Source organism: Streptomyces cadmiisoli (genome assembly GCF_003261055.1).
GTDB classification, from domain to species: Bacteria; Actinomycetota; Actinomycetes; order Streptomycetales; family Streptomycetaceae; genus Streptomyces; species Streptomyces cadmiisoli.
The window spans coordinates 8,282,479-8,306,774 of record NZ_CP030073.1; the positions used below are offsets into that span (position 1 = coordinate 8,282,479).

16 protein-coding genes and 1 pseudogene are annotated in these 24,296 nt (G+C 70.3%); 9 read left to right on the forward strand and 8 right to left on the reverse strand.

Annotated features, from left to right (window positions below):
- The first annotated feature begins 36 nt into the window (after positions 1-36).
- The gene (locus DN051_RS36420; protein ID WP_053755961.1) at positions 37-612 is read left to right on the forward strand and encodes a flavoprotein; all 576 of its coding nucleotides are present in this window, start codon (positions 37-39) and stop codon (positions 610-612) included.
- On the opposite strand, the gene DN051_RS36425 is transcribed toward DN051_RS36420, so the two are convergent.
- From DN051_RS36425 to DN051_RS36440, 4 genes are all read right to left on the reverse strand, one after another.
- Complete coding sequence (locus DN051_RS36425; protein WP_246040717.1) at positions 596-1,597, reverse strand: AraC-like ligand-binding domain-containing protein; 1,002 nt, start codon at positions 1,595-1,597, stop codon at positions 596-598. The genes DN051_RS36420 and DN051_RS36425 overlap by 17 nt on opposite strands.
- A gap of 380 nt (positions 1,598-1,977) precedes the next feature.
- Positions 1,978-2,400, reverse strand: a complete 423-nt coding sequence (locus DN051_RS36430; protein WP_112440965.1) for an arsenate reductase ArsC — start codon at positions 2,398-2,400, stop codon at positions 1,978-1,980.
- Positions 2,401-2,426: 26 nt separating this feature from the next.
- Entirely contained in the window at positions 2,427-3,170 is a 744-nt protein-coding gene (locus tag DN051_RS36435; protein ID WP_112440967.1) for an aquaporin, read from the reverse strand.
- A complete protein-coding gene (locus DN051_RS36440; protein WP_063797191.1) occupies positions 3,167-3,541 on the reverse strand; it encodes an ArsR/SmtB family transcription factor in 375 nt (124 codons plus the stop codon). Before DN051_RS36440 ends, DN051_RS36435 begins: the two co-directional genes overlap by 4 nt.
- Before the next feature lie 105 nt (positions 3,542-3,646).
- Here DN051_RS36440 and arsM point away from each other — a divergent pair, with 105 nt between their 5' ends.
- On the forward strand, positions 3,647-4,423 hold the full coding sequence (gene arsM / locus DN051_RS36445; RefSeq protein ID WP_112440969.1) for an arsenite methyltransferase: 777 nt from the start codon (positions 3,647-3,649) through the stop codon (positions 4,421-4,423).
- A gap of 314 nt (positions 4,424-4,737) precedes the next feature.
- On the opposite strand, the gene DN051_RS36455 is transcribed toward arsM, so the two are convergent.
- Positions 4,738-5,235 (reverse strand): ankyrin repeat domain-containing protein, encoded by a 498-nt coding sequence (locus tag DN051_RS36455; protein WP_112440972.1) that lies wholly within the window; start codon positions 5,233-5,235, stop codon positions 4,738-4,740.
- Between the two features lie 275 nt (positions 5,236-5,510).
- Between DN051_RS36455 and DN051_RS36460 the strand changes: the two genes are divergently transcribed.
- The 3 genes from DN051_RS36460 (at position 5,511) to DN051_RS36475 (ending at position 12,770) form a co-directional block, all read left to right on the forward strand.
- Entirely contained in the window at positions 5,511-6,074 is a 564-nt protein-coding gene (locus DN051_RS36460) for an MSMEG_1061 family FMN-dependent PPOX-type flavoprotein (protein WP_112440974.1), read from the forward strand.
- 146 nt (positions 6,075-6,220) lie between these two features.
- Positions 6,221-9,148: an ATP-binding protein gene (locus DN051_RS36465; RefSeq protein ID WP_112440976.1), complete on the forward strand. Its 2,928-nt coding sequence runs from the start codon at positions 6,221-6,223 to the stop codon at positions 9,146-9,148.
- A 718-nt stretch (positions 9,149-9,866) separates the two neighbouring features.
- Complete coding sequence (locus tag DN051_RS36475) at positions 9,867-12,770, forward strand: Pls/PosA family non-ribosomal peptide synthetase (protein ID WP_112440980.1); 2,904 nt, start codon at positions 9,867-9,869, stop codon at positions 12,768-12,770.
- A 144-nt stretch (positions 12,771-12,914) separates the two neighbouring features.
- On the opposite strand, the gene DN051_RS36480 is transcribed toward DN051_RS36475, so the two are convergent.
- Positions 12,915-13,763 (reverse strand): oxidoreductase, encoded by an 849-nt coding sequence (locus DN051_RS36480; RefSeq protein ID WP_053755952.1) that lies wholly within the window; start codon positions 13,761-13,763, stop codon positions 12,915-12,917.
- 556 nt (positions 13,764-14,319) lie between these two features.
- Between DN051_RS36480 and DN051_RS36485 the strand changes: the two genes are divergently transcribed.
- The 3 genes from DN051_RS36485 to DN051_RS36495 are packed head-to-tail and all read left to right on the forward strand — an operon-like array spanning position 14,320 to position 18,513.
- Positions 14,320-14,526: a DUF2180 family protein gene (locus tag DN051_RS36485; protein ID WP_112440982.1), complete on the forward strand. Its 207-nt coding sequence runs from the start codon at positions 14,320-14,322 to the stop codon at positions 14,524-14,526.
- A 25-nt stretch (positions 14,527-14,551) separates the two neighbouring features.
- Complete coding sequence (locus tag DN051_RS36490; RefSeq protein WP_112440984.1) at positions 14,552-16,093, forward strand: GMC family oxidoreductase; 1,542 nt, start codon at positions 14,552-14,554, stop codon at positions 16,091-16,093.
- A gap of 26 nt (positions 16,094-16,119) precedes the next feature.
- Positions 16,120-18,513, forward strand: coding sequence for a SpoIIE family protein phosphatase (locus tag DN051_RS36495; RefSeq protein WP_112440986.1), 2,394 nt, complete (start codon positions 16,120-16,122; stop codon positions 18,511-18,513).
- 258 nt (positions 18,514-18,771) lie between these two features.
- Here the strand turns inward: DN051_RS36495 and DN051_RS36505 are convergent, their stop codons facing one another.
- Both DN051_RS36505 and DN051_RS36510 read right to left on the reverse strand, forming a co-directional pair.
- Complete coding sequence (locus tag DN051_RS36505; RefSeq protein WP_162625044.1) at positions 18,772-22,254, reverse strand: phosphodiester glycosidase family protein; 3,483 nt, start codon at positions 22,252-22,254, stop codon at positions 18,772-18,774.
- 709 nt (positions 22,255-22,963) lie between these two features.
- A pseudogene (locus tag DN051_RS36510) lies at positions 22,964-23,185 on the reverse strand (aldehyde dehydrogenase family protein); the annotation flags it as partial.
- Positions 23,186-23,301: 116 nt separating this feature from the next.
- Between DN051_RS36510 and DN051_RS36515 the strand changes: the two are divergent.
- The gene (locus DN051_RS36515) at positions 23,302-23,970 is read left to right on the forward strand and encodes a hypothetical protein (protein WP_112440992.1); all 669 of its coding nucleotides are present in this window, start codon (positions 23,302-23,304) and stop codon (positions 23,968-23,970) included.
- Positions 23,971-24,296 lie beyond the last annotated feature (326 nt).

The following is a 24,296-nucleotide window of genomic DNA, read 5'->3' on the forward strand; positions in this document are numbered from 1 at the left end:
CAGGGCGGAAGCCTGGAAGAGGCGCACCCTTCTCGTATGACCAGCAACGACACCACGGCCTTCGGTGGCCGTCTGCTCATCGGCGCGACCGGCTCGGCCGCCGTGGCGACACTTCCGATGTACATCGGCGCACTGCGGACCACCTTCACCGGAACCGTCACCGTGCTGATGACGCACACGGCGGCCGCGTTTCTGCCGCCCAGCACCGTCGCACTCTTCGCGGACCGGGTGGTGACCGGCGAGGAGCCCTCGACCTGGGCGGGGCAGAACCACGCCACGCTCGCCGAGGAGCACGACATGTTGGCCGTTCTGCCGGCCTCGGCGCACATCCTCTCGGCGGTCGCGACGGGCGCCGCGCCGAACATGCTCGCGGCCACGGTGCTGACCGCGACCTTCCCGGTGGCCTTCTTTCCCGTCATGAGCGGAGAGATGTGGGCGAAACCCGCCGTCAGCCGCAATGTCGAGCAGCTCCGCAGCGATGGATACCGAGTCGTCGATCCGGTCTGGGGGCAGCGCTACGACGTCGCGTTCGGCGACTTCGTGAAGGCGCCGATGCCGCCGCCTCCGCCAGGGTTCGTCGACGTGGTCAGGGAACTCATGCCGAGTCGGTGAGCCGGCGTCCGGCCGCCGTGGGACCGGGGAGCGGCACAGCGGCGACCGGTGATGCCGAACGGTAGGCACCCGGGGTCAGTCCGGTGGTCCTGCGGAACGCGCGGTGGAACTGTGCCTCACCGCCGAATCCGCAGGCGCGGGCGACCGCCGCGATCGGCCGCTCCGGCGCGGCGCGCAGCAGATGCCGGGCCCGGGTCACCCGTGCCTCGCGGATGAGCCCGGTGAGTGTCTCTCCGTGAGCGGCCAGGGCGCGGAAGAGCGTTCTGCGGGAAAGCCCGCAAGCTGCGGCGACGGTATCGGCGTCCAGTCGCGGGTCGTCGGCGTGCCGGGTGATGAAGCGGTGGACGCGCTCGCGCTGGAGCGCCGCGTTCGAGGCGGCGGTCGGCGTGCTGGACGCGGCCCAGCTCACCGCCGTGTCCAGCAGACCGATCGCATGCGGCAGCAGGCCGGCGACAGCGCCGGGGTCGAGGTCCTGCCGCCGGTGCAGCCCCAGGAGGAAGTCGCTGACCAGGCGCCCCGGTCCGGAGGCCGCCAACTCCACCGCCGCCGCCTCGGCGGGTGAGCGGTACGACAGCGCGGCTCTGGGAACCTTGACCACCAGTTGGGAGAAGGTGCCGGCGAAGGACAGTTCATACGGGTGAGCGCTGTCCACGAAGGTCATCGAGCCGGGGGACAGCCGGGCGATCCGGCCCTGCTGCTTCACCTCGGCCCTGCCGTCCAGCTGGATGTTGGCGAGGACGAACTCCTCGTGATCACGGGCGATCATGCGAGAGGTGCGGACGACCTGCTGGGCGCCGGAGGCGACCGTGGAGAGCTCGATGCTGCCGAACGTCAGATGGTCGATGGATCCGGAGAAGGGTCCGGGAGCCCCCGGCCGCGCGGACACCCCGACGAGGGCCTCACACACGATGTCGGACCAGTGGTCCGAGGCGTGGGCGGAACCTGCGTGAGCCGTGGACCAGACGGTGCGGGGAAGACCATCCATCGGCCCCATGGTCCGTCACCGCTCGGCGGGAAGCAAAGAGCGCTCGCGGGACGTGCGCCTCAGGCACGTCCGGTCGCCGCGAGTGAACGCAGAGTGTCCGTACGATCGGCTCGCCGAGGCGGCGCGGGTACTGAGGACGAGACGCGAGCGAAGAGCCCACCGAGCGACGCGAGGTGTGGGGGCGAGCGGGCAGGGGACTTGGGTGTGCAGGCCGGGTCGTGCGTGTTCCCATGGGGCCGGCCTGGCTCAGGCTTCTCTGGTTCAGCCCACGTGCCAGGGAAGCCGCTGCTCGGAGCATGGAGAGACGGCCGTGTTCCGGACCTGGGCGCGTTCGTGCCCCACCGTCCGTCCAGGACGTCCCCCGGACGACCGGGCTGCGATCATGCCGAAGCCGGGATCCCCAACTCGGTGAGCAGCCCGCGTACTCGCTGCTCCACGGCGTCGCGGATCGGCCGGACGGCGTCGACGCCCTGCCCCGCCGGGTCGTCCAACTGCCAGTCCAGGTACCGCTTCCCGGGGAAGACGGGGCAAGCGTCCCCGCAGCCCATGGTGATCACCACGTCCGAGCACTGCACTGCCTGCGTGGTGAGGACCTGCGGCGTCCGGGCGGAGATGTCGATGCCCACCTCCTTCATCGCCTCCACGACCGCGGGGTTGACGGAGTCGGCGGGGGCGGAGCCCGCCGAGCGGACCTCCACCCGGTCGCCGGCGAGATGGGCGAGGAACGCGGCGCCCATCTGCGAGCGGCCGGCGTTGTGCACGCAGACGAACAGCACCGACGGACGGACGACGGACGTGGTCATGGCAGATGTCTTTCTCGGGGATGCGGTCAGGAAGAGGCGGGTTCGAGGTCGTCCTCGCGGCGCGGAGCACCGATGTCGCGGCGGGCCGGGGCGGTGTCCGGGCCGTGGACCACGGCCACGACACCGAGCCCGACCGCGGCGCCCAGCAGTTGCGCGGCGATGAAGGGTGCGACGGAGGAGGGCGCGATCCCGGCGAAGCTGTCGGTGACGGCCCGGCCGACGGTCGCCGCCGGGTTCGCGAACGAGGTGGAGGAGGTGAACCAGTAGGCCGCCCCGATGTAGGCGGCCACCGCGGCCGGGGCGAGCGCGGAGCGGCCGATCCGGCCGAGGCCGAGGACGAGCAGAATCAGCCCGGCCGTCGCGACGACCTCACCCAGCCACAGATGGCCGGCGAACCGCTCCCGGGTGGAGAACGACGCGAGCGGCCTGGCGAACATCGCGTCGGCCAGCACCGCACCACCGAGCGCGCCGGCGATCTGAGCGGGTACGTACACGGCGACGTCGCGCAGGCTGAGGCCGTGCGGGGTGCGGCGGCCGGTGAACCAGACCGCGAGGGTGACCGCCGGGTTGAAGTGTCCGCCGGAGACCGGTCCGAGCAGGGTGATCAGAACGCCCAGGCCGAGGACGGTGGCAAGGGAGTTGGCGAGCAACTGCACGCCGACGTCGTCCGACAACACAGTGGCCTGGATGCCGGAGCCGACCACCACCGCGACCAGCAGCGCCGTCCCGACGGCCTCGGCCGCGACGCGGCGGCCGAGCGGCGGGCTCACGCGTCGGCCCCGGCGGCCTGCGGGGTGGCCAGAAACGCGGCGAGCCGGTCCAGGACACCGGGCAGCACCCAGTAGTACACCCAGGTCCCGCGCCGTTGGCAGTCGATGAGTCCGGCCTGCCGCAGCAGCTTGAGATGGTGGGAGATCGTCGGCTGCGACAGGTCGAAGGCCGGTGTCAGCTCGCACACGCAGACCTCACCGCTCTCGCCGCGCGAGGCGATCATCGACATCAGCCGCAGTCGGACCGGGTCGCCCAGGGCCTTGAAGAACTTCGCCAGCTCGCCCGCCTCGTCCTCGCCGAGCGGCGCGGCGGACAGGGCCGGGCAGCAGGCGGCGTCCTGGTCGATGATCTCGAGCTCTTGCTTCGACATGCGTCTATGTTGACGTTCTTCGAATCAAAGCGCAAGCTTGCATCAAGGAACGTCAATACAAGCCGTTCAGGGGCGTGCCCAGCCCCCACCATCCAGGAGTGAGTCATGCGTGAGCAGTCCACTGACCTGCGTGAAACCGTCCGCCGACGCTATGCCGCGGCGGCCGTCCAGGTCACCGAGGGAGGCACCGCCTGCTGCGGTCCCGAACCGGTGGAGGTCGACGAGAACTTCGGTTCCACCGTGTACACGGCAGCTGAGCGCGACGCCTTGCCCGCGGAGGCCGTCGCCGCCTCCCTCGGCTGCGGCAACCCCACCGCGGTCGCCGAGCTCCGGGAGGGCGAGTGCGTCCTGGACCTCGGCTCCGGCGGCGGCATCGACGTCCTGCTCTCCGCCCGCCGTGTCGGACCGACGGGCAAGGTGTACGGGCTCGACATGACCGAGGAGATGCTGGCCCTGGCCGTGGCCAACACGCGCAAGGCGGGAGCCGAGAACGTCGAGTTCCTCAAGGGCGCGATCGAGGCGATACCGCTGCCCGCGAACACCGTCGACGTGGTGATCTCCAACTGTGTGATCAACCTGTCGGTGGACAAGCCGGCCGTCTTCGCCGAGACCTTCCGCGTGCTGAGGCCCGGCGGCCGGATCGGTGTGTCGGACGTCGTCGCCGACGACACTCTCACCGGCGAACAGCGCGCCCAGCGGGGCGACTACGTCGGCTGCATCGCCGGGGCCCTGTCCTTCGCCGAATACCGTGCCGGTCTGGTGGCCGCCGGGTTCACCGACGTCTCGATCACGCCCACCCACCCGGTGGCCGACGGCATGCACTCCGCCGTCGTCCGCGCCGTCAAGCCGCACGATGCGCCGCCGCCCCCGGAGACGGCGTAGTCGTGAGCCGCGCCGGCGCGCCGCCGGCCGTCGCGCGTGTTCCGCGCGGTGCGGATGGGCGGGTCGGGTGACGACGGAACTGCTCGCGGAGCTCGGAGGCGCCGGCGTTTCAACTCGTCGTGTCGGGGCGGTCTCACAGCTTCCCGCCGCCTGACGGTTCGTCACCTCGAGGAGGCGCAGTCGGACGGGGGCTCCGCCGGGGTTGTCGGGCAGCCTGATGCCGTCGCCGAGCAGTCCCGGTGCGCTGTGCAGGTCGATCTCGTCGATCAGCCCGCGCTCCAGGAGTCGCCGGCCGCCCGTCGGCATCCTCCGCGTCAGGGGCATGGATACACCCGACGCCTACCGATGAACCCACCCGTCGGCGGGGCCTCCGACCGCTGTTCCGCCTTCCGCGCAGGCTTCGCTCCCCCTGCGATGAGGAGTTCGGCGGTGTCCGGGTGGGGGCCGTGTTCCGCCCAGTCCAGGGGGGACCGGCCGTTGCCGTGCTCTTCGCGGAGGTTCGGATCGGCGCCGTGCGCCAGCAGTTCCCGCACGGTGTCGGTGTGTCCCCAGCAGGCGGCCGCGCAGAGCGGTGTGCCGTCCGAACCCGGGCCCCTGCTCTCGGTGTCGGGGGAGGCCCCCGCCTCCATGAGCAGGCGGACCACTTCCGCTTCTCCCTGCACCGAGGCCAGGTACAGAGGGGTGGTGCCGTCGATGTCCCTGCTCTCCGCGCTCGCACCGCCGCGCAACAGAGCTTTCACACCGTCGGCGTCGCCTGCCAGGGTCGCTTCGAAGAGACGACGGGAGAGCTTCTTCTGCTGTCGCTGCTTCATGGCCGGTGAGGCTAGCGATCATGGATGTGCTGGGGCCGGCCGTATCCGCTCGCGGGCCACAGCGATCAGCGCGTTCGCTGCGTAGTGCTGTGCTGTGCTGTGCAGTGCAGTGCAGTGCGGTGCAGGTCAGGGCGAGGCTGGGGGTTGCCGGCGATGCAGCGGGGGAGTGGTCGCTGCTACGGGCCGACACCCCCTCGAATTAGGTAAGCCAAACCTAATGTCAGATAATGTTCATCGCGCAACCATCCGTGCACTCAGACAGCTTGGAGCCGGCCTTGCCGCACACGACCGACACCACAGGGAACCGGCCGGACGGCGGCGCCCGCGAAGGCTGGGTCGAACTCGGCTCGTCCGAGGAACTGCGCGACATCCTCGGTGAACCCTGGCCCGTGGTCATCGACAAGGTGCACGACCGGCTGACCGACGAGGACGTGGACATCCTCTCCCGATCACCCTTCTGCCTGCTGGCGACCTCCGACGCCGCGGGCAACTGCGACGTCTCTCCGCGCGGCGACACCCCCGGCTTCACCCACGTCCTCGACGCCGGCACCATCGCCCTGCCGGACCGCCCCGGCAACCGCCGCGGCGACAGCTTCCACAACATCCTGGACAACCCGCATGCCGGGCTGCTGTATCTCATCCCCGGCAGCAAGCAGGTCCTGCGTGTCAACGGCCGCGCCCGCATTCTCACCGACGCGCCGTTCTTCGACGCGATGACCCGTGACAACCGTCGCCCCCTGCTGGCGATCGTCCTGGACATCGACGAGATCTACCTGCACTGCTCTCAGTCGCTGAACCGGTCGGGCGTGTGGAAGCCCGAGTCCTGGAAGGCGACTTGAGCCGCCACCTCGAACAGGGCGACGTGGCCTGTGCGTCGGGCGTGAGGTGCGGCTCCGCGGTACGACCTCGTGGATTCCTGTTGGTCAAATGATCATTCCGGCTACAGTCGGCGTTGGCGTACCGGTGATCGACCAGAGGGCGGGCCATGGCGAGACAGGTCAACACCGATGCCGGCCGACTCCCGGCGCTCGGCGTGCCGCGGTTCGTCGGGCGGGACCGGGAACTCGCCGTACTGGGTGAAGCGCTGGAAGATCCGCCCGTCGTGGTGCTGATCGACGGCGAGGCCGGCATCGGCAAGACGCGGCTGCTGCGGGAGTTCCTGGCACCCCAGGCCGAGCGTGGGCGTCGCGTCCTGGCCGGGGCGTGCCCGGAGTTGCGCGTGCCGTACACGCTCGGCGCGGTGGTGGACGCGGTGCGCGACGGTGTCGCGGGTGTGTCCGGGCTGCGGCTCAGCGGACTGGGCGGTGCCCTGCGGCCGTTGTTCCCCGAGTGGGCGGCCGACCTGCCGCCGGCGCCGGAGCCGCTGGAGGACGCGACCGCGGCGCGACACCGCCTGTTCCGGGCTTTCGTCGAGGTGTTCAGCCGGCTCGACGTGGCGGTCCTGGCACTCGAGGACGTGCACTGGGCGGACGAGGCGACCCTGGAGTTCCTGCTGTTCCTGGTCTCCCGCCGACCGCAGCCGGTGAGCGTGGTCGTGACCTTCCGGCGGGAGGAGGTGCCGGGAGATTCGCTGCTGCTGCGCCTCTCCTCCCGGCTGCCCGCCGACGCGCACCTGGCGAGACTGACCCTGAAGCCGCTCGCGATCGGCGAGACCGCCGCGTTCGTCTCCTCGATGCTCGCCGACGAACATGTGTCGGCCGAGTTCGCGACCTTCCTGCACACACGGACGGAAGGCGTACCGCTGGCGGTGGAGGAGTCGGTGCGGTTGATGCACGACCGGGCCGACCTCGTACGCCAGGACGGCGGATGGGCTCGCCGCCGGCTGGACCGCATCGAGGTGCCGCCCACCATCCGTGACGCCATGCTGGAACGTGTCGGGCGGCTCCCGCCGGACACGCGCACGGTCCTGTACGCGGTGTCGGTGCTCTCCGGCCCGGCCGACTACGCGACCCTCAACGCGGTGACCGGCCTGCCCGCGGACCGGTTCGCCGCGCAGGCTGCCGACGCGATGGCGTGCGGCCTGCTGCGTGAGGACGGGCCCGGACAGTGGTCGTTCCGGCACTCCCTGGCGTGTCACGCCGTGTACGAGGCCATCCCGGCCCAGGAGCGGCGCGCCATGCATCTGCGGGCGGGCCGAGCGCTGGAGGAGTGGCGGCTGCCGCCGGTGGCGCAGTTGGCCCGGCACTTCCGGCTGGCCGGTGACATCGAGACGTCGTGCCGGTACACCGAGCAGGCAGCGGACCTGTGCGCGCAGTCCGGTGACGTGGCCACCTCCGCACTGCTGCTCCACAGCCTCGTCACCACGGTCGCCCTGCCGGTGGAGGCGCTGGTACGGCTGGTCATGAAGATTCAGTTCCAGGCGCTGCCCGGTTCCGACCCGTACTCGAAGATCGTCGGAGCGTTGCGGTCGGCGCTGCGGACCCAGGCCCTGCCACCGGAACAGGAGGCACTGGTCCGCTTCCACATCGGCCGGGTGCTCATGACGGCGGGCGACATGGAAACGGGCCGTCTCGAGGTGCTCGGAGCGGTGCCCCACCTCGCGCCGGACTCGCTGGAAGCTGCGCGGGCCCGCATCCTGCTCGCCCTGCCCCTCGGCAACACATGTCCCGCATCGGAGCATCTGCGGTGGCTGCACAAAGCACCCGCGGTGGCGCCGGCCGTCGCGCCTCACGAGCGACTGCGCCTGTTCCTGGACCGTGCGCTCGCGCTGCTCGTGCTCGGTGAGGAGGCCGGGTGGGCCGAGGCCCGGCGGATACCGGACGACGTCGCCAGCCCACGGGAGGCGGCGCTCGTCGCACTGGGCCACGCCAATGCCGGCGAGGTCGCGATGCGCTGGGGGCGGTACGACGAGGCCGCGGCACGGTTCGCCAAGGCCAGGGCGCTCGCCGAGCGCTACGAGTTGCTGGGCACTCTCGACGGCATCACCTCGACCGGTGTCCACCTGGCCTGGTTCACCGGCGCCTGGACGGGACTCGCGGACCGGGCCGCGGGACTGGTCGACGACGACGGGGTGCGTCTGAAGGACCGGTGCGAGGCCGCCCTCGTCGCGGGCTTGATGGAGGCTGCCGCCGGAGACCGCGAAACGGCGGAGCAGCGTCTGCGCTTCGCCGAGCGCGACGAACAGCAACGCATCGATGCCGTGGCCGCGCTGGCACACCTGCGCCTGCGCGACGGAGACACCGACGAGGCGCTGCGGCTGACCGATGAACTGGCCGAGATCGCCGTGGGCAGTGGAATCTGGCCCCGGGCCGTCGAGTTCGCCCCGGTGCGGCTCGCGGCCCTGGTGGCCGCCGGTCGGCTCGGACCCGCCGCCGACCTGGTGACGATGTTCGAACGGGCGTTGGGCACCAAGGACGCTCCGGCCGCCCAGGCTTCCCTGCTCCTGTGTCGCGCGGTCCTGACCGAAGCGGACGGCGCACTCACCGAGGCCGCGGAGTTGTTCGCGCGGACGTCCGACGCCTGGCAGGCACTGCCGCGGCCGTACGACGCCCTGCTCGCCCGGGAGCGCCATGCCCGCTGCCTGCTCGCCGCGGGGCGGCACGAGGCCGCGCTGTCGCTGCTGTCCGACGTCGCGAAGGCGTTGGCGGAACTCGGTGCCCACAACGACGCCGACCGAGTGGCACGGATCCTCGGCGAGCACGACGGGAACACCCGGGTGTCGCGCGGACGGGGCCGACCCGGCTACGGCAACCGGCTCTCGCCGCGCGAACTGGAGGTGGCCCGACTGCTGGTCGGCGGTCTGACGAACCGACAGATCGCGGAGGATCTCGGGGTGTCGACGCAGACCGTGGCCAGCCAGGTGAAGTCGGCCATGCGCAAGCTGTGTGTGACGTCGCGGACGGCGCTCGCGCTCAGAGTCGTGGAGTCGGGTCTCGTCGGCGAGCAGGGGCGATCGCCGCTGCTCGCCGAGTAGATTCCCCCGGCGCTCGCCGCGACAGGAAGAAGGCCGTACGAGCGCGTGGCGCACGAACCGGTCCCCGATGGGCTGCCGACCGGCCGACCCGGCGGATGATCCGGCCCTTCGAGGAGTCGGTGGCGCCGACGTCGTCGGCGAGTACGCAACGCTCTGAGCGGAAGGCCCATGCCCGGAACGTGACGCGAGCGGCGAGAGGCGCCACCCCGCTCACGGCCGCGCCGCACCACCCGGTCCGCCTGCGGAGGCGGGGCCGGCAACCGAAACGGGACCAGGCCGCCAAGGGCGTCGGACCGCGGATCTGCGCGACCGACGGCGCGGGCACCAGCGTCGAGCGGACTCTCCCCACGGCGTTCACGCTGCGCTGACGAGGCCCCGCGGCGGCGGAAACGACGGCCAGGTCACCGGCCGGTGTTCACCCGGACCACCTGCCCGCAAGGGTGTGGCAGAGCCCGGCCGGTCGACGCGGCAGGTCAGCCGCGTCGACCAGTCCGAGACGCCTGTCCTCTGGCCGGAGACCCCCTCCGGTCGGCTGGGAATGTCCAGCCAGTAGACGGGGTAAAACGTCCGCCATGTGGAGGTAAATTAATCTTTCGGTGTTTTCGCCCGTATCGGTTCGGGGTGATCGGAGTCGAGTCGGCGGAGTCGACTCGAGACGACGCACCCGCATCAAGCCGAAGGGAGCCGTGGAGAGGCGGAGGCCCCTGGAGGTGCTGTCATGATCGGCCACAGTCAGGACACCACGGACACACATTCGGCAACGGCCGGCACCGAGTCGCTGCTGGCCGAGGTGTTGGCTGGTGTGTTGCGGGTGGATCGGGTGCCGGTCGAGGGTCATTTCTTCGAGGATCTGGGTGCTGATTCGCTGTTGATGGCGCAGTTCTGTGCGCGGGTGCGGAAGCGGGGTGATTTGCCGGCGGTGTCGATGAAGGATGTGTACCGGCATTCCACGATCCGGAGCCTGGCCGCCGCGCTCGCGGAGACCGCGCCGCCGTCTGCGCGGACCGCATCATCGCCTGCGACGACCGCATCATCGCCCGCGGGAACGGCGGCTTCGCCAGCCGGAGCAGCGTCGGCGATCCGCTCCCCGGCCGGCACCGAGTCGCTGCTGGCCGAGGTGTTGGCTGGTGTGTTGCGGGTGGATCGGGTGCCGGTCGAGGGTCATTTCTTCGAGGATCTGGGTGCTGATTCGCTGTTGATGGCGCAGTTCTGTGCGCGGGTGCGGAAGCGGGGTGATTTGCCGGCGGTGTCCATGAAGGATGTGTACCGGCATTCCACGATCCGGAGCCTGGCCGCAGCCTTCACGGACACTCCACCCCCGCCCGAGTCGACGTCATCGGCTCCGCCCTCGCCCGAGCCGACAGCAACCTTCTCACCCGAGCATCCGGGCCGGGCCGTCGCGGCGGCGCCCGACGCAACGGACTCACCGGACGCATCGGCGATCAGCGCATGGAAATACCTGGTGTGCGGGACGGCGCAGCTTCTGGTCTTCGCGGGTTTCAGCTGTGCCGGTGCGCTCATCGCCGTGCACGGCTACCAGTGGATCGACGCGGGCGTCGGAACAGCTGACGTCTACCTGCGAGCGGTGGCGTTCGGGGCAGTGGTCTTCGTCGGGCTGTGCGCGCTGTCCATCGTGGCCAAATGGACGCTGATCGGCCGTTTCACCGCTCGCGAGATCCCGCTGTGGAGCCTCGCCTACCTGCGCTTCTGGTGCGTCAAGACCCTCATCCGCACCAGCCCGGCACGGCTGTTCCCCGGGTCACCGCTGTACGTGCTGTACCTCAGAGCGCTCGGCGCGCACATCGCGAAGGGCGTCACCGTCCTCACTCGTAACGTTCCGGTCTGTACCGACATGATCTCCATCGGCAGCGGCACGGTCATTCGCAAGGACGTTTTCATGTCCGGCTATCGCGCGCACGGCGGCCGGATCGAGACGGGTCCGGTCACCCTCGGCGCGGGGGTGACCATCGCAGAGCAGTCCGTCATCGACATCGGGACATCGATGGGCGACAGCTCCCAACTCGGGCACGCCTCTTCCCTGCATCCAGGACAGTCCGTACCGGCCGGCCAGTCCTGGCACGGCACGCCCGCGCGGCCGACGAGCACGGACTTCCGGGCGGTGGAATCCGTGAGCTGTGGAACCCTGCGCAGGGCCGTCTACGGGTCGTGGCAGTTCCTCGGCCTGGTGCTGGTGTATTTCCCGCTGACGCTGGCCGGCATCGGTCTGCTGCTCGCGCTGGTGCCGCAGCTGAACGCCGTGGTGACTGCGGGCGGGCCGGACTTCACGAGTCCGGCGCTCGTGGCAGAAGCGCTGGTCGCGTCGCTGGTGGGCTTCTTCGGCGTCCTCCTGGCGGCCCTCGTGATCATGACCACCGTACCGAAGGTGCTGGGGCGGGTGATCGAGCCGGGCAGGACGTACCCCCTCTACGGCTTCCACTACGGCGTCCAACGACTGGTCATGCTGATGACCAACGTCAGGTTCCTCGTGCTGCTGTTCGGCGACAGCTCCGCGATCGTGCACTATCTGCGGTCCCTCGGCTACGACCTGTGCAGGGTGCAGCAGACGGGGTCGAACTTCGGCTCGTTGGTCAAACACGAAACCCCGTATCTGAGCAGGGTCGGCTCCGGAACGATGGTGGCCGACGGTCTGTCGATCATCAACGCAGACTTCTCCAGCACGTCGTTCCGCTACGCCCGGACGTCGATCGGGGAGAGCAGCTTCCTCGGCAACAACATCGTCTATCCGTCACGTGCCCGCGTCGGCGACAACTGCCTGCTCGCCACGAAGGTGATGGTTCCGATCGACGGGCCGGTCCGCCAAGGTGTCGGCCTGTTGGGTTCGCCCAGCTTCGAGATACCGCGCACCGTGTACCGGGACAGCCGGTTCGACGACCTGGCCGCCGGTGACGAGCTGCGCCGCCGCCTCGCCGGGAAGAACCGGCACAACGCGCAGACCGCGGGCCTCTTCCTGCTGATGCAGTGGTTCCACTTCTTTGTGCTCGCGGTCGTCGCCACGGTCGCCGTGGACCTGTACCCCGATGTGGGCCCACTGGTGTTCGCGGCGGCCGGGCTGCTCAGTCTGTCGTTCACCGTGGCCTTCTTCGCGGCGGTCGAGCGGACCGTGACGAGACGCCACCCGCTGAAGCCGTTGTACTGCTCGATCTACGACCCGTCCTTCTGGCAACACGAACGCTTCTGGAAGTTGACCACGCACCGGTACATGCAGGTCTTCAACGGCACCCCGTTCAAGGCCCTGGTCTGGCGGCTCCTGGGCGTCAGGATCGGCCGCCAGGTCTTCGACGACGGCTGCTCGCTGATCGAGCGGTCACTCGTCAGCATCGGAGACCGCTGCACCCTCAACGCCGCGACGGTCGTGCAGTGCCACTCGCAGGAGGACGGCGCCTTCAAGTCCGACCGCATCGCGATAGGCGCCGGCGTGACCCTGGGTGTCGGAGCCTTCGTGCACTACGGCACGACCATCCACGACCGGGCGCAACTCGCCGCCGACTCGTTCCTGATGAAGGGGGAGGAAGTCCCGGCCGAGTCGCGATGGAGCGGAAACCCGGCCGAGGAGGTCGAGGCCGCGGTGGAACCGTCGCCAGCCCGGGCGCGGCTTCACTGATCAGCGCCTGCGGACACCGTTGTTGATGTCGAATGTGGCACCGGTGACCAAGCCGCCGGCTCGCTCACCAGGCAGCTCACATGAGCGGCGGCCTGCTGCGGTCTGCCTGCCCGTGCGTCCCGGGCCGGGGAGCCGGCGAAAGCGTCACACCTTGGACCTGGTGTCGTCGTGGTCGGTGGACAGAGCGAGGTCCCGCCAGGTGTCCGCCTCTTTCCGGAGATGGGCGATCTTCTCGTCCATCGCGGCGGCGCAGTCACTGCCCAGCTGGGCGCGCAGCGGCGGGTTCTCCGCGTCGGCCAGTGCGATCATGGCCGCGGCGCCCTTGACGGGGTCTCCGGGCTGGTCGTGATTGAGGCCGGGGACGGCGTCGCGTACCGCGCCCGCCGTGGTGGCGTAGTCCTCGATGACCTGGCCCTCGGTGTGGAGGCTGGTGGCGTCGAGGAAGTCGGTGCGGAAGTACCCCGGCTCGACGACGGTGACCTTGATCCCGAGCGGTGCGAGCTCGTCGTGCATGGCCTCGGAGAGCCCTTCGACCGCGAACTTGGTGGAGCAGTAGACGCCGAACCCGGGGGCGGCACGGAAGCCGCCGATGGAGCTGAGGTTGAGGATGTGCCCCGACCTCTGCCGGCGCATGACGGGCAGAACGGCCCGGGTGACGTTGGCCAGGCCGAAGACATTGGTGTCGTACACCGAGCGGAACGCGGCGTCGGACGTCTCCTCCACGGCGCCGAGCACGCCGCGTCCGGCGTTGTTGACCAGGACGTCGATCGTGCCGAACGCGTCCACGGCCGCGTCGACCGCCGCACGGGCCTGTGCCTCGTCGGTCACGTCCAGGGCGGGGGCGAGCAGCCGGTCTCCGTACCCGGAGAACTCCTCCTGGACCGTGCGGGGATTGCGTGCCGTCGCCACGACCTTGTCGCCCCGCTCGAGTACCTGACGCGTGAGTTCACGGCCGAATCCGCGGGCCGCACCCGTGATGAACCACGTGGTCATGACATTCACCCTCCACCTTGGCGTGAATAACCGCAAAAAGTCCCCTTTTCGCAGTTTATGGGTGAATGAGTGACGACGCTCCTCGGTGCGCGACCGTGCGGTGATCGGTCGTGGCCGCACGATCGCCGACTCCCGCTCGGGTGGACGGGCGCCTGGCGAATCCCCGTGCCGAGGAGGCGCTCGGAATCAACAGTCCAACTGGTTCGAGGTTTTGGAGCCTGGCCGTCGCGAGAGACAGGCCCTCGGCATGAGAGAGGCGGCGAGAACCTTATGCGCGTTTTGATGCAATTTAAAATACTTTACCTCGATCTGGTGGCATCCGTCACCAGATGGGTACCATTGATGTGTCGCTGTCCGGCTCGACTGCCGTTGGACTGCGCAGCGGCGCGAACCGGCGGTCGGCGGACGCCGGAAACCGCACGCGGCACCCGGCGGTGCCGACCGTGCGATTTCGGTTCCTGAACTGAGAATTCCCTTCCGTCGCCGCGCTCTTTCCGGCCCGCTCGGCCGGCGCGACCACACGGCGGTCGGGCCCGATCCCTCAACGGAATCAGCCATGCATTGCTTCGACTGCGCCCAGGAGGGGCGCGACACCGCGGGTGTCGGTGTCTGCACGAGCTGTGGGCTGTTCATCTGCGGTGACCACGCCCGCATCACGGGCACGGAGGTGCAGCGCACCATCGGCGTCCTGCCGCGCAGCAGCCCCCTCGCCGCGCGCCGTCTCGTCTGTGTCCCGTGCCGCGCGGCCGAGACCGCGCACTGATCCACCGACCCCGAAGGGGTGTGCGATGTCATCGTCCGAAGAGTTCGACCACGTCGTCGTCGGCGCCGGCACCGCGGGCTGTGTGATGGCGGCGCGTCTGTCACAGGACCCCGGTGTCAGTGTGTGCCTGCTGGAGGCGGGCGGCCGCGAACAGCCCGAGGCCGTGGACGTGCCCCCCGCCTGGCCGGCCCTGCAGCGAACGGAAGCCGACTGGGCGGACGTCACCGTGCCGCAGGCGGCGGGGAACGGCCGCCAGGTGTCATGGCCCCGTGGCCGGGGCCTGGGAGGCAGCTCGTCCATCAACGCCATGAACTTCCTGCGCGGCCATCGGTCCGTCTTCGACACCTGGGCCACGACCGATGCGCCCGGCTGGGGATACGACGACCTGTTGCCGTACTTCATGCGCAGCGAGAACGTCTCCGGGGTCCCCGGCCGCGATCCGGCGGTGCGGGGGACCAGCGGCCCGTTGCGGGTGAGACCCGCCCTCGGCCGGCACCCGGTCGCCGAGGCGTTCCTGCGGTCCGCGGTCGCCTCCGGGTACCCGGAGGCCGAAGACCTCACCGCCGGCCTGGAGGAAGGGTTCGGGTGGGGCGACCTGAGCATTGCCGAGGGAATACGGCAGGACGCCGTCCGCGGCTACCTTCGCCCGGCCACGAACAGACCGAACCTTCACGTCGTGACCGACGCCGTCGTGCACAAGGTCGTCGTGGACAGCAACGGACGGTGCACCGGTGTGCGGTACACGCGCGGTGACGACCCCTTCGCGGTGCGGGCGACACGAGAGGTGCTGCTCTGCGCCGGGGCGGTCGGCTCCCCGCAGATCCTCCTGCTGTCCGGCATAGGGCCGTCGAAGCACCTGCGGGAGTTCGACATCCCGGTGGTGACCGATCTGCCCGGTGTCGGCGCCAACCTTCAGGACCACCCCTTGTCCAGCATCGTGTACGAGTCCCGCCGCCCCGTGCCACCCGGCGTCAACAACCACGGCGAGGTGCAGGGCTTCATCCGCAGTGACCCGCACCTGGTGGGTCCGGACGTGCAACTACAGCTCGTGGACGTGCCGCTGAGTGCCGACGGTCTGCCCGGTCCGGCGATCGGCGAGGGATACACCATCATCTTCGCGCCGATGACGCCACGGAGCCGGGGGACCCTACGGCTGTCCGGCACAGAACCGGGAACCGCTCCGCTCATCGACCCCTGTTACTACGTCGACGAGCGCGATCTGGACGTGATGGTCGGCGCGTTCCGCATCGCTCGTGAGCTGGGCGATGCCGAACCGATGGGGGAGTGGCGCGCCACGGAGGCCCTTCCGGGCCCCGCAGTGGTGGACGAGAGTGACGTACGGGCCTATCTGCGCAGCAATCTCCGTTCCTACAGCCACTATGTGGGCTCCTGCCGCATCGGTGGGGACGGCGACGCGGTGGTGGGAACCGACCTGCGTGTGCACGGCGTCGAGGGCCTGCGGGTGGCGGACGCCTCCGTCATGCCCTCGACGCCCTCGGCCAACACCAATGCAGCCGTCTACGCGATCGCCGAGCGCGCCGCCGAGTTGGTGGCCGGTCAGGACTGACGCCCACCCGGCGGGAGGAGCGGGACATGCACGGATGGATCTCCGCATCAGGTGGCGTGCACGCGAGTCTTCCAGCGGCGAGCCTGCTGGCGGTCGTGTCGCTGGATTCCAGGGACCGGGTGAGCGGCTGGAGCGACGAAGCCGAAGCCATCCTCGGGTATCGCTCGTCCGAAGTGGTGGGACGACCGGCCATCGGGCTGGTCGCCGAAGGCCGATGGCACGCGCGGACCGCGGCTCTTGTCCGGTGCCATGGCAGCGGTCGAGTGGTCTTCGTGCACAAGAGCGGGTTCCCGGTGGAGGCCACCCTGCTGGTGGAGCCCGCGGTCGCTGCGGGGCATCCGTGTGTCTGGTTCATCAGCGAGCCGTCGTGCCACGGGGCCGGCCATGACATCGGTCTGCTCGAAGGAGCATGGACCCAGTCCTCCACGGCCATTTCCGTGTGGTCGTCCGAGTTGCGTCTGCTGTGGGCCAACGAACTCGCCTGCCAGATCATCGAGGAACCGATCAGCGACGTGCGTGGCCGGCGCCCCACGGAAGTCTTCCTGCCCGACAGCCAGCATCACGCCCTGGAAGAGCAGATGCGCACCGTCCGCGACACCGGAACACCGCGATCGGTTCTCACGTACGAACGGGTGGCGGGGCAGAACCGCCCGCGCGAGTGGGTCATTCACATCGATCCCGTCCGGGACCTCAACGGTGCGGTGGTCGCGCTGTGCACGATGGCCCGCGACAACTCCACAGAATTCTGGGCGCGGCAACGACTGTGTCTGCTCGACCGGGCGCGGCGGAACATCGGCCTGTCCCTGGACACCGAAAGAACCGCCCGGGAGCTCACCAGCCTCTCGGTGCCCGATTTCGCGGATGTGGCCTTCGTACAGGTGCTGCCCCATGCTTGGGGCGCCGATCGTGCCCGCTCGCGCGGTCCCGTGGAGATGCGACTCATCGCGCTGAGCGGTGAAATCCCCTCGCGGCCTCACGTCTTCTCCACCGCGTCCGACGACGCGTCCACCGCCTGGCGGGTCGTGGACCGTGAGAGCCTTCCCAGTCTTGCCCTGTCTCTGCGGCGGGCCGTGCGCGTCGACCTTCCCCACGAGGCGGCCTCCTGGCCCGAGCTGCCGGACGACCTCGTCTCGAGCAGGCGTGGCGGGGCCATCTGCGTGCCCTTGACCGCACGTGGCGCCGCCCTGGGGGTCGCGACGTTCCTGCGGGCCGAGAGTTCCTTCGACGCCGAGGACCTGCTCCTCGTGGAGGAACTGGCCGAAACCACGGCGACATGCATGGCGAACGCCCGGCACTACGAACGTGAGCACAGCACCGCCCTCACCCTGCAACAGAGCCTTCTTCCCCGGGAGCCGCCGGCGCAGAGCGCTGTCGACGCCGCCTACGCCTACCGGCCCGCGGATGTCGCGGCAGGTGTCGGCGGGGACTGGTTCGACGTGATTCCCCTCTCCGGAGCGCGGGTGGCCCTGGTCATCGGTGACGTCGTAGGACGCGGCGTGCGGGCGGCGGCGACCATGGGGCGGCTGCGCTCGGTCGTCCGTACACTGGCGGAGGTCGATCTGTCTCCGGAGGAACTGCTCACCAGTCTGGACGACACCGTGAACCGGGTCGACCAGTCCGGCGAGCCCGGTGCCTCCGATCCGGAGTTCGCGGCATCGATCCTCTACTCCGTCTACGATCCGACCTCCCGCCGCTGCTGCTTCGCACGTGCGGCGCACGTGGCACCGGTTCTCGTGCGGCCGAGTGGAGACACTCACCTGCTGGACCTTCCGGAGGGACCACCACTGGGACTCGGGGGTCTGCCTTTCGAGAGCGTCGAAATGGCGATTCCGGAAGGTTCCATGCTGGTCTTCTTCACCGACGGCGTGGTGGGAACCCATCACCGGGATCTCAGTGCCGGGATCTCACTCCTGCAGGAGTATCTGGCCTCCACGACCTGCACACCGGCAGCCGTCTGCGACGACATTCTGGAACTGATGTTGCCCAAGGGCGGGGGCGACGACGCCGCCGTTCTGGTGGCGCGGTCGCGTGTCATCGACGAGGCCAACATCGCCCAGTGGGACGTGCCGGCCGACGCTTCGGCCGTCGCGCCGGTCCGCGATCAGGTGACCGAACGGCTCGGTGCCTGGGGTCTGGACGAAAAGGCCTACGCGACGGAGATCATCGTCAGCGAACTGGTGACCAACGCCGTGCGCTACGGGCGCCCGCCCATCCGCCTGCGGCTCATCAGGGACAGCACGCTGATCTGCGAGGTCACGGACGGGAGCAGCGCCGCCCCTCATCTGCGGCGTGCGCGAAGCTTCGACGAGGGGGGACGCGGGCTGTTTCTCGTCGCCCAGCTGTCGTCGCGCTGGGGAAGCCGGCACCTGAGCGACGGAAAGATCATCTGGGCTGAGCAGCAACTGCGACTGGCCGGGTGACCGTACCTGCGCCAGAAGCGGCCGTTCCCTCCAGCTGCCCCCGGGCGCTCCTAGTGCCGCGGCAGGCAACGTTCGCCCCGTCGCGACGCCCGGCACGCCCTCTCGCCGCACCGGCCGAAAGCCCGAGTACGTCCAGTACGAGGACTTCCGGCCGGCACGCCGAGAGCACGCGCCGAACGCCGCTCCTTGACGGGCAAACGTTGCCTGCCGCGGCACTAGATGGGGAGGAGCGCCCGGGGGCTCGAGCCGGGGAGAGTGTCAGCCGCGGGTGACCGTGATGGTCCGCTGCGTGGTCACCCCGTTGACGGTCACCCGCAGGACCGCGGTGCCCGGTCGCAGCGCGGTGAGCGTGCCGGTCGCCGGGTCGTAGGACACCACCGCGGCACCCCCGTGGCTGTCGCGTCCGCTGCCGGTCACCTCGACCCGGGTGCCGGTCCAACTGGCGCTGACGGGCCAGGCCACCGGGACGGTACGCGTGCCGTCCTGGGTGAGCGTCGCCGATGCCCGGGAGCGGTCCCCGACCTCGAGGGTCGCCGGAGCGCTGAGGTCCAGCGCGTCGGTGCGTGCGTGCACCTCGGCGCGCAACCATGCCTGGGAGTCGCGCGTGGGAACGTCGAAGACGTCATCGACCCGGCCCTTGCGCGGGTCGATGCCCAGCATCGTCCAGCCGGTGAAACCGCCGTCGCCCGGGGTACTGGCCGGGTTCTTGCCGGAGTTGCCGTTGACCAGGTATGAGACGCCGTCCGCCGAGGTGGCGGAGAACGCGCCGACGTGGCCGGCGACGAACGCGGCGGACTTGTGGCTGTCGTCCCGGAAGTCGGCCAGCCACTGCTCGACCAGCGCCGCTTCCTTGCGGTCGCCCAGCTGGCTGGCCTTGTCCGGCAGCGGGTCCTGGGTGGGGTGGTGCTCGAAGACCACGACACCGCTGATGGACCGGTCCCGGGCCGCCGCCGCGAGCTGGTCGTGCAGCATCTGCAACTGGGCGAAACCGCCGCCGCGCAGAGTGCCGCTGGAGGAGTCCAGGGTGATGAAGCGGGTGCCCTGGAGATCGAGCACCGATGTGGTGTCACCGAACTCGGCCTTGAAGTTGACCGGCGAGCCCGGGCCCATCACCTCGTGGTTGCCGGGGACGTAGCGCCAGGGGATCCGGCCCGCGGTGCGGTTGTCGAACTCGTTCAGGAGCTTGCGGGCCAGCGCGAAGTCGGCCGGCGAGCCCTCGTCGACGAGGTCGCCGTTGATGACCAGCAGATCGGGCTCGGCGTCCGCGATCTCGGCCAGCGTCCGCCGGGCCGCCTGGACCAGCGGGCTGTCCGGGTCACGCGCGACGAACTGTGCGTCGGACATGACGGCTACGCGCAGCGGACGGCCGTCGACCGTGCCGTTGGTGACCACCACGGGGTCGGCCACCTTCTCCTGCACGGGCAGCTCCACCTCGGGCGCGACCTTGACCTTCAGATCGCTGACCGTGACCTGCCCGGTGTAGGAGCGCGCGGCGCTCGTCTCCAGCAGCCGCACCCGCTGGAACGTCAGCGGGTAGGGGGCGCCGACGGGCACCGGGAACTCGACCTTGCGCCAGCCGGTCCAGGTGATCAGCGGGCCGTCGAGGTTGGCGGTCACACCCGCCGCGGTGCGGTACTGCAACCGCGGCCACGCGCCGTTGCCGTCGCCGTTGATCCACATGGTGACGGCCTGCGGCTGGCCGGGCAGCTGGATCTGCTGCGGCGGCACCGCGTACTGGCCGCGGGTGGCCGTGGACTTGGTGAAGTCGTACGTCAGCTTCAGGCCGGGCGCGCCGTCGTGGCCTTCGGCCGGCGTGACCGAACCGCCCGGGGCGCGGTCGTTCGCGGAGGTCCAGGAGGCGGCGTCCGACAGGTCCGCGAAGGTCGTCTCGGTGAGTCCGACCGTGACGGCGACGTCGGTGGTCATCTTCCCGACGGTGAGGCGGAGCGTCGCGGAGGCGCCGTCGGCGAGACCGCGCACGGTGAACGTCCCGTCCGTGGCGCGGTCCAGGGCGACCACGCCGTCGCCGCCGCTGACCTTGACGTCGGACGCCTCGATCGGGGCGGAGTTCCCGAGAGCGTCGTAGCCGGACACGGTCAGGCGCGCGGTGTCCTCGGCGGTGTCGAGCGCCACCACCTGGGTGCTCGGCGCGATCCGTACCGCGGGAGCGAGCACGGTCAGCTCGGTCGTCCCCTCGGCGCGGTGACCGCCCTTCGCCACCACACGGACGGTGCCGGAGTGCCGGCCGGTGACCACCGCCGTGCCGTCGCGCTCGGCGTCGACCGAGACGCGGCCGTCACCGCCGTGCCGCTCCTCGTGCCAGTGCACACGGCCCGAGGGCACCGGCGCGTAGGTCTCGTCGTGGGCCAGGGCACGCACGGTGCGGCGCAGACCGGGGAAGACCTTGTCCGAGTCGTCGGCGGTCAGCGCCGGCAGAACGCGGAATCCGCGCAGGGAACCGGAACCGGGGGCGGCGAAGAGGCCGATCCCGTTGGCGACCTGCCGCTCCGAGCCGTCCGAGGGGCTGTTGACGAGGCCGGTCGCGCCCTCGCCGGGCAGCCGGGCGGCCATGGTGGTCGAGCCGCCGCCGTCCATGTTCAGGGCGTTGACGGCGCCGAGGCCCTTCATGAAGGCGCCGAGTTCGTTGAGGTCCATGCCACGGCTGTTGGTCTGCTTGCCGTCGATCGCGACCAGATACATCGTGCGACCGTCGGCGGAGAAGCCGACGGACGTGCGCGAGGTGGCCGTGACGGTGTCGCCGTCGGTGTAGTGCTTCACCACGCCGTTCTCGACCAGTACCTGGCCGCCGCCGACCGCGACCGCCACGTCGCCGAAGTCGGCGCGCGGGCGGTAGGCGACGTCGACGGTGTCACCCGTCGCCAGAGCGGCCAGCGCGTCGGCACCGGCCTCCCGGCCGAGGAGCACGCTGGTGCCCGCCGGAATCTGCTCGCTGCTGACGAACGGGTGCACCTGGGTGACCTTGCCGTCGCGCAGCCACACCTCGGTGACCCGGTCGGCGCCGCCGACCGGCTTGGTGCGGGCGGCGGCGCCCCACTGGGCGGTGAACAGGCCGATGCCACCGGAGGTGAGAGCGGGGGAGTTGACACCCGAGAGCTTCAGGCGTTCTCCGCCGCCCGTGGTGACCTCGCCCTCCAGGAACACCTGGGCGAGCCTGCCGAGTCCGTCCGCGCCGATGGCGACGCTCTGGTTGCGCCCCTGAGTCGGTGAGTTGACCAGGCCGTCCTTGCGGGACACCGCCGCGCCGATCGGGGCCTCGGTGTCGTTCATGTCGAAGTAGTCGCCGTTGATCGCGGCGATCGCCCTGGTGCGCTCGGCCTGTTCGGTTACCCGGGACTTGCCGGTGACCGTCCCGGAGGAGATGTGGTCCACCTTCAGCCGCTGCTCGGCGAGATCCGCGACGAGCACCTGCCCGCGTACCCAGCCGTCGGCCCCGAAACGGTCGAAGCGGGTGAGGACGAGGCCCGGCGCGATCGACGTGCGGTTCTCGTTCGTGACGATGGACTGCCCGGGGGTGCTGGGGATCAGGCCCCGGGCGGGACTGCCGGGCTTCGGCGTGCCGGCGCCGGCGGACATCGGCATCAGGTGCTCGGGCGTGAACGCCTGAGCGGTCGTCATCATTCCGGCGCCGACGCTGAGCGCGGTGGCCAGGGCGAGCACGACGGCGCCGCGCCGTGCCGCGGAACGCGGTCTCGGGGCAGCGGGGTCAAGGGAAAACGGCACTTGGTGACTTCTTCCGGTACGAAACGTCAAGGTCGACCCTCAGTCGACGCAGCATCGGCCACGCCGCGTCGAGTAGCGAATGATCATTGAGCGAGCGGATCATGAACAATCGGGAGAACCGAACGGTCGGGTGGCGAGACCGGTGTACGGCCGGCCGGCGTACGCAGGCGTATCGGCGAGCACGAGCAGGAGCTGTGGGGCGGGTTCAGGGCGGGCGGCGCCGCTCCGCGTCGGCACGGGGACCGCAGACCTCATCAGCCGCAACTGCCGCGTCCATGCGGCCATCCTGGCCCATCACGAGTGGACTTCGCCGGTGAAAGTCCGAACGCCTCGGTTCCGGCTCGCTGCGGTGCCGCCGATCGCGCGTGGACGGTGCCCTGCTGAGTGCTCGGGCACCGTTTTCACCTGGAGTCCGTTCCATCCGTGTGTGCCGTACGGGGAGCACGTGCCGGTGCGCGTCGCGGCGATGCCGCTGGCCGTATCGGTCCAGTACCCAATGAGGCCACCGGGATAGGTACGTCACGACCTCGGCGGTCGAGCAGAGTGGATGGTGGCGGCCGGACGCCAAGTCGAAATGGGGACTGGGGTGACGTCCGACGCCGGAGCCGTCCTGCCTGCCTGCCAGGCAGGACGGCTTGTTGCGTCACCCGGGTCACGCCGTCGCCCGGGCGGCGTCGCCCACTTGGGCGTCGGAGGCGCATCAGGTCCGCGTCCACACACCGCCGCTGAGTCCGTTGGGGGAGTCGTCGGCGATCCGGACCGCGCCGTCCTCGTCCTCGTCCTCGTACGGTATGACGACCAGGACCGGTCCGAGGATCTCCGCCCGGGCGATCCGCGTCGCGCTGTCGATGTCGGCGAGGACATTGGGCCGTAGGTAGTTGCCGCGCTCCAGTCCGATCGGTGCGCCGAGGCCGCCCGTGACGATGTGGGCAGGTTGGGCGCTGCGAGGAACTGGCGGGCATCCCCGTCGCGAGCGGTCTGGGCCGGCGTCTGTCGGGAGTGGTTCCGGCCGGACCGGCGGCCGTTCTCGAGAAGCATGCGAGAGATGTGCTGGTCACCGGGGAAGCGGAACTCGACACCGAGTACGCACAGCAGTCCAGACCCGCAGTGAGCGGCGGCCGCGTCTGGTCCGTCTCCCAGTTCCGCCTCGAGAGCGGTCGAGGCCGCCCCATGGGCGTCGGCTGCTCGTTCGTCGACTCCAGCGGTCGCTCCGGCCCACGGCAGCGGCTCGACCTGCTGGGTGGGGCCGGACTGCGGACGGGCGGCTCGCTGGACGTGAGGGAGATCGCTCACCAACTCGCCTCTGCCGCGGTGCGCGACTTCGCCGACCTCGCCACCGTGGATCTGCGGGAACACTTCATCCGTCCATGTCAGCCGTTCCGGGCGGACAGCCCGCTGCGGAGGATGGTCGTGCGGAGCAGCCACGAGGGCAGGCGGTGGGGCACCGAAGCATCCGGCAGGGAAGGATCGGCCACCGAAGCATCCAGCGCCGGAGCATCCAGCAGCCGTGCGGCTTCTGGTGCCGAGGACTCGCCTGAAGTCCGGGCCGTGACATACGGCCGCACCGTGCGCACATCCGTCGACGAACCCCACGCCCGTGCCGCGGGCTCGGAGCCGGAGGCGGCGGACGGGCCGCACGCACTCGCCGTGCCCCTGATCGCGCGTGGCTCAATGCTGGGCGTCCTGGGCTTGCGCAGCCCATCAATCTGCGCCTGATCAGGAACGAGGCGCTGATCGTGGAGGTGTCCGACACAGGCGGAACCATGCCCATTCTGAAGCGGTCCTCGGAAGACGACGAAGGCGGGCGCGGGCTGTACATCACCGCTCAGCTCACCCCGCGATGGGGTGCACGGCCGACCGGCCGCGGCAAGACGGTGTGGGCCGAGCTTTCTCCGAGTACCTATCAGGCGATCCGCTCCTGCGCGTTCCGGCCCCTCGTTCGCATGCCGTCCGGGACGGCGGCGGAGGCGCTGCGGGCACCTTCCGGCCGTGCGGCCCCGGCGCGACCAACGGATAATTCCAGGAGGAGACCCGGGAGGTCG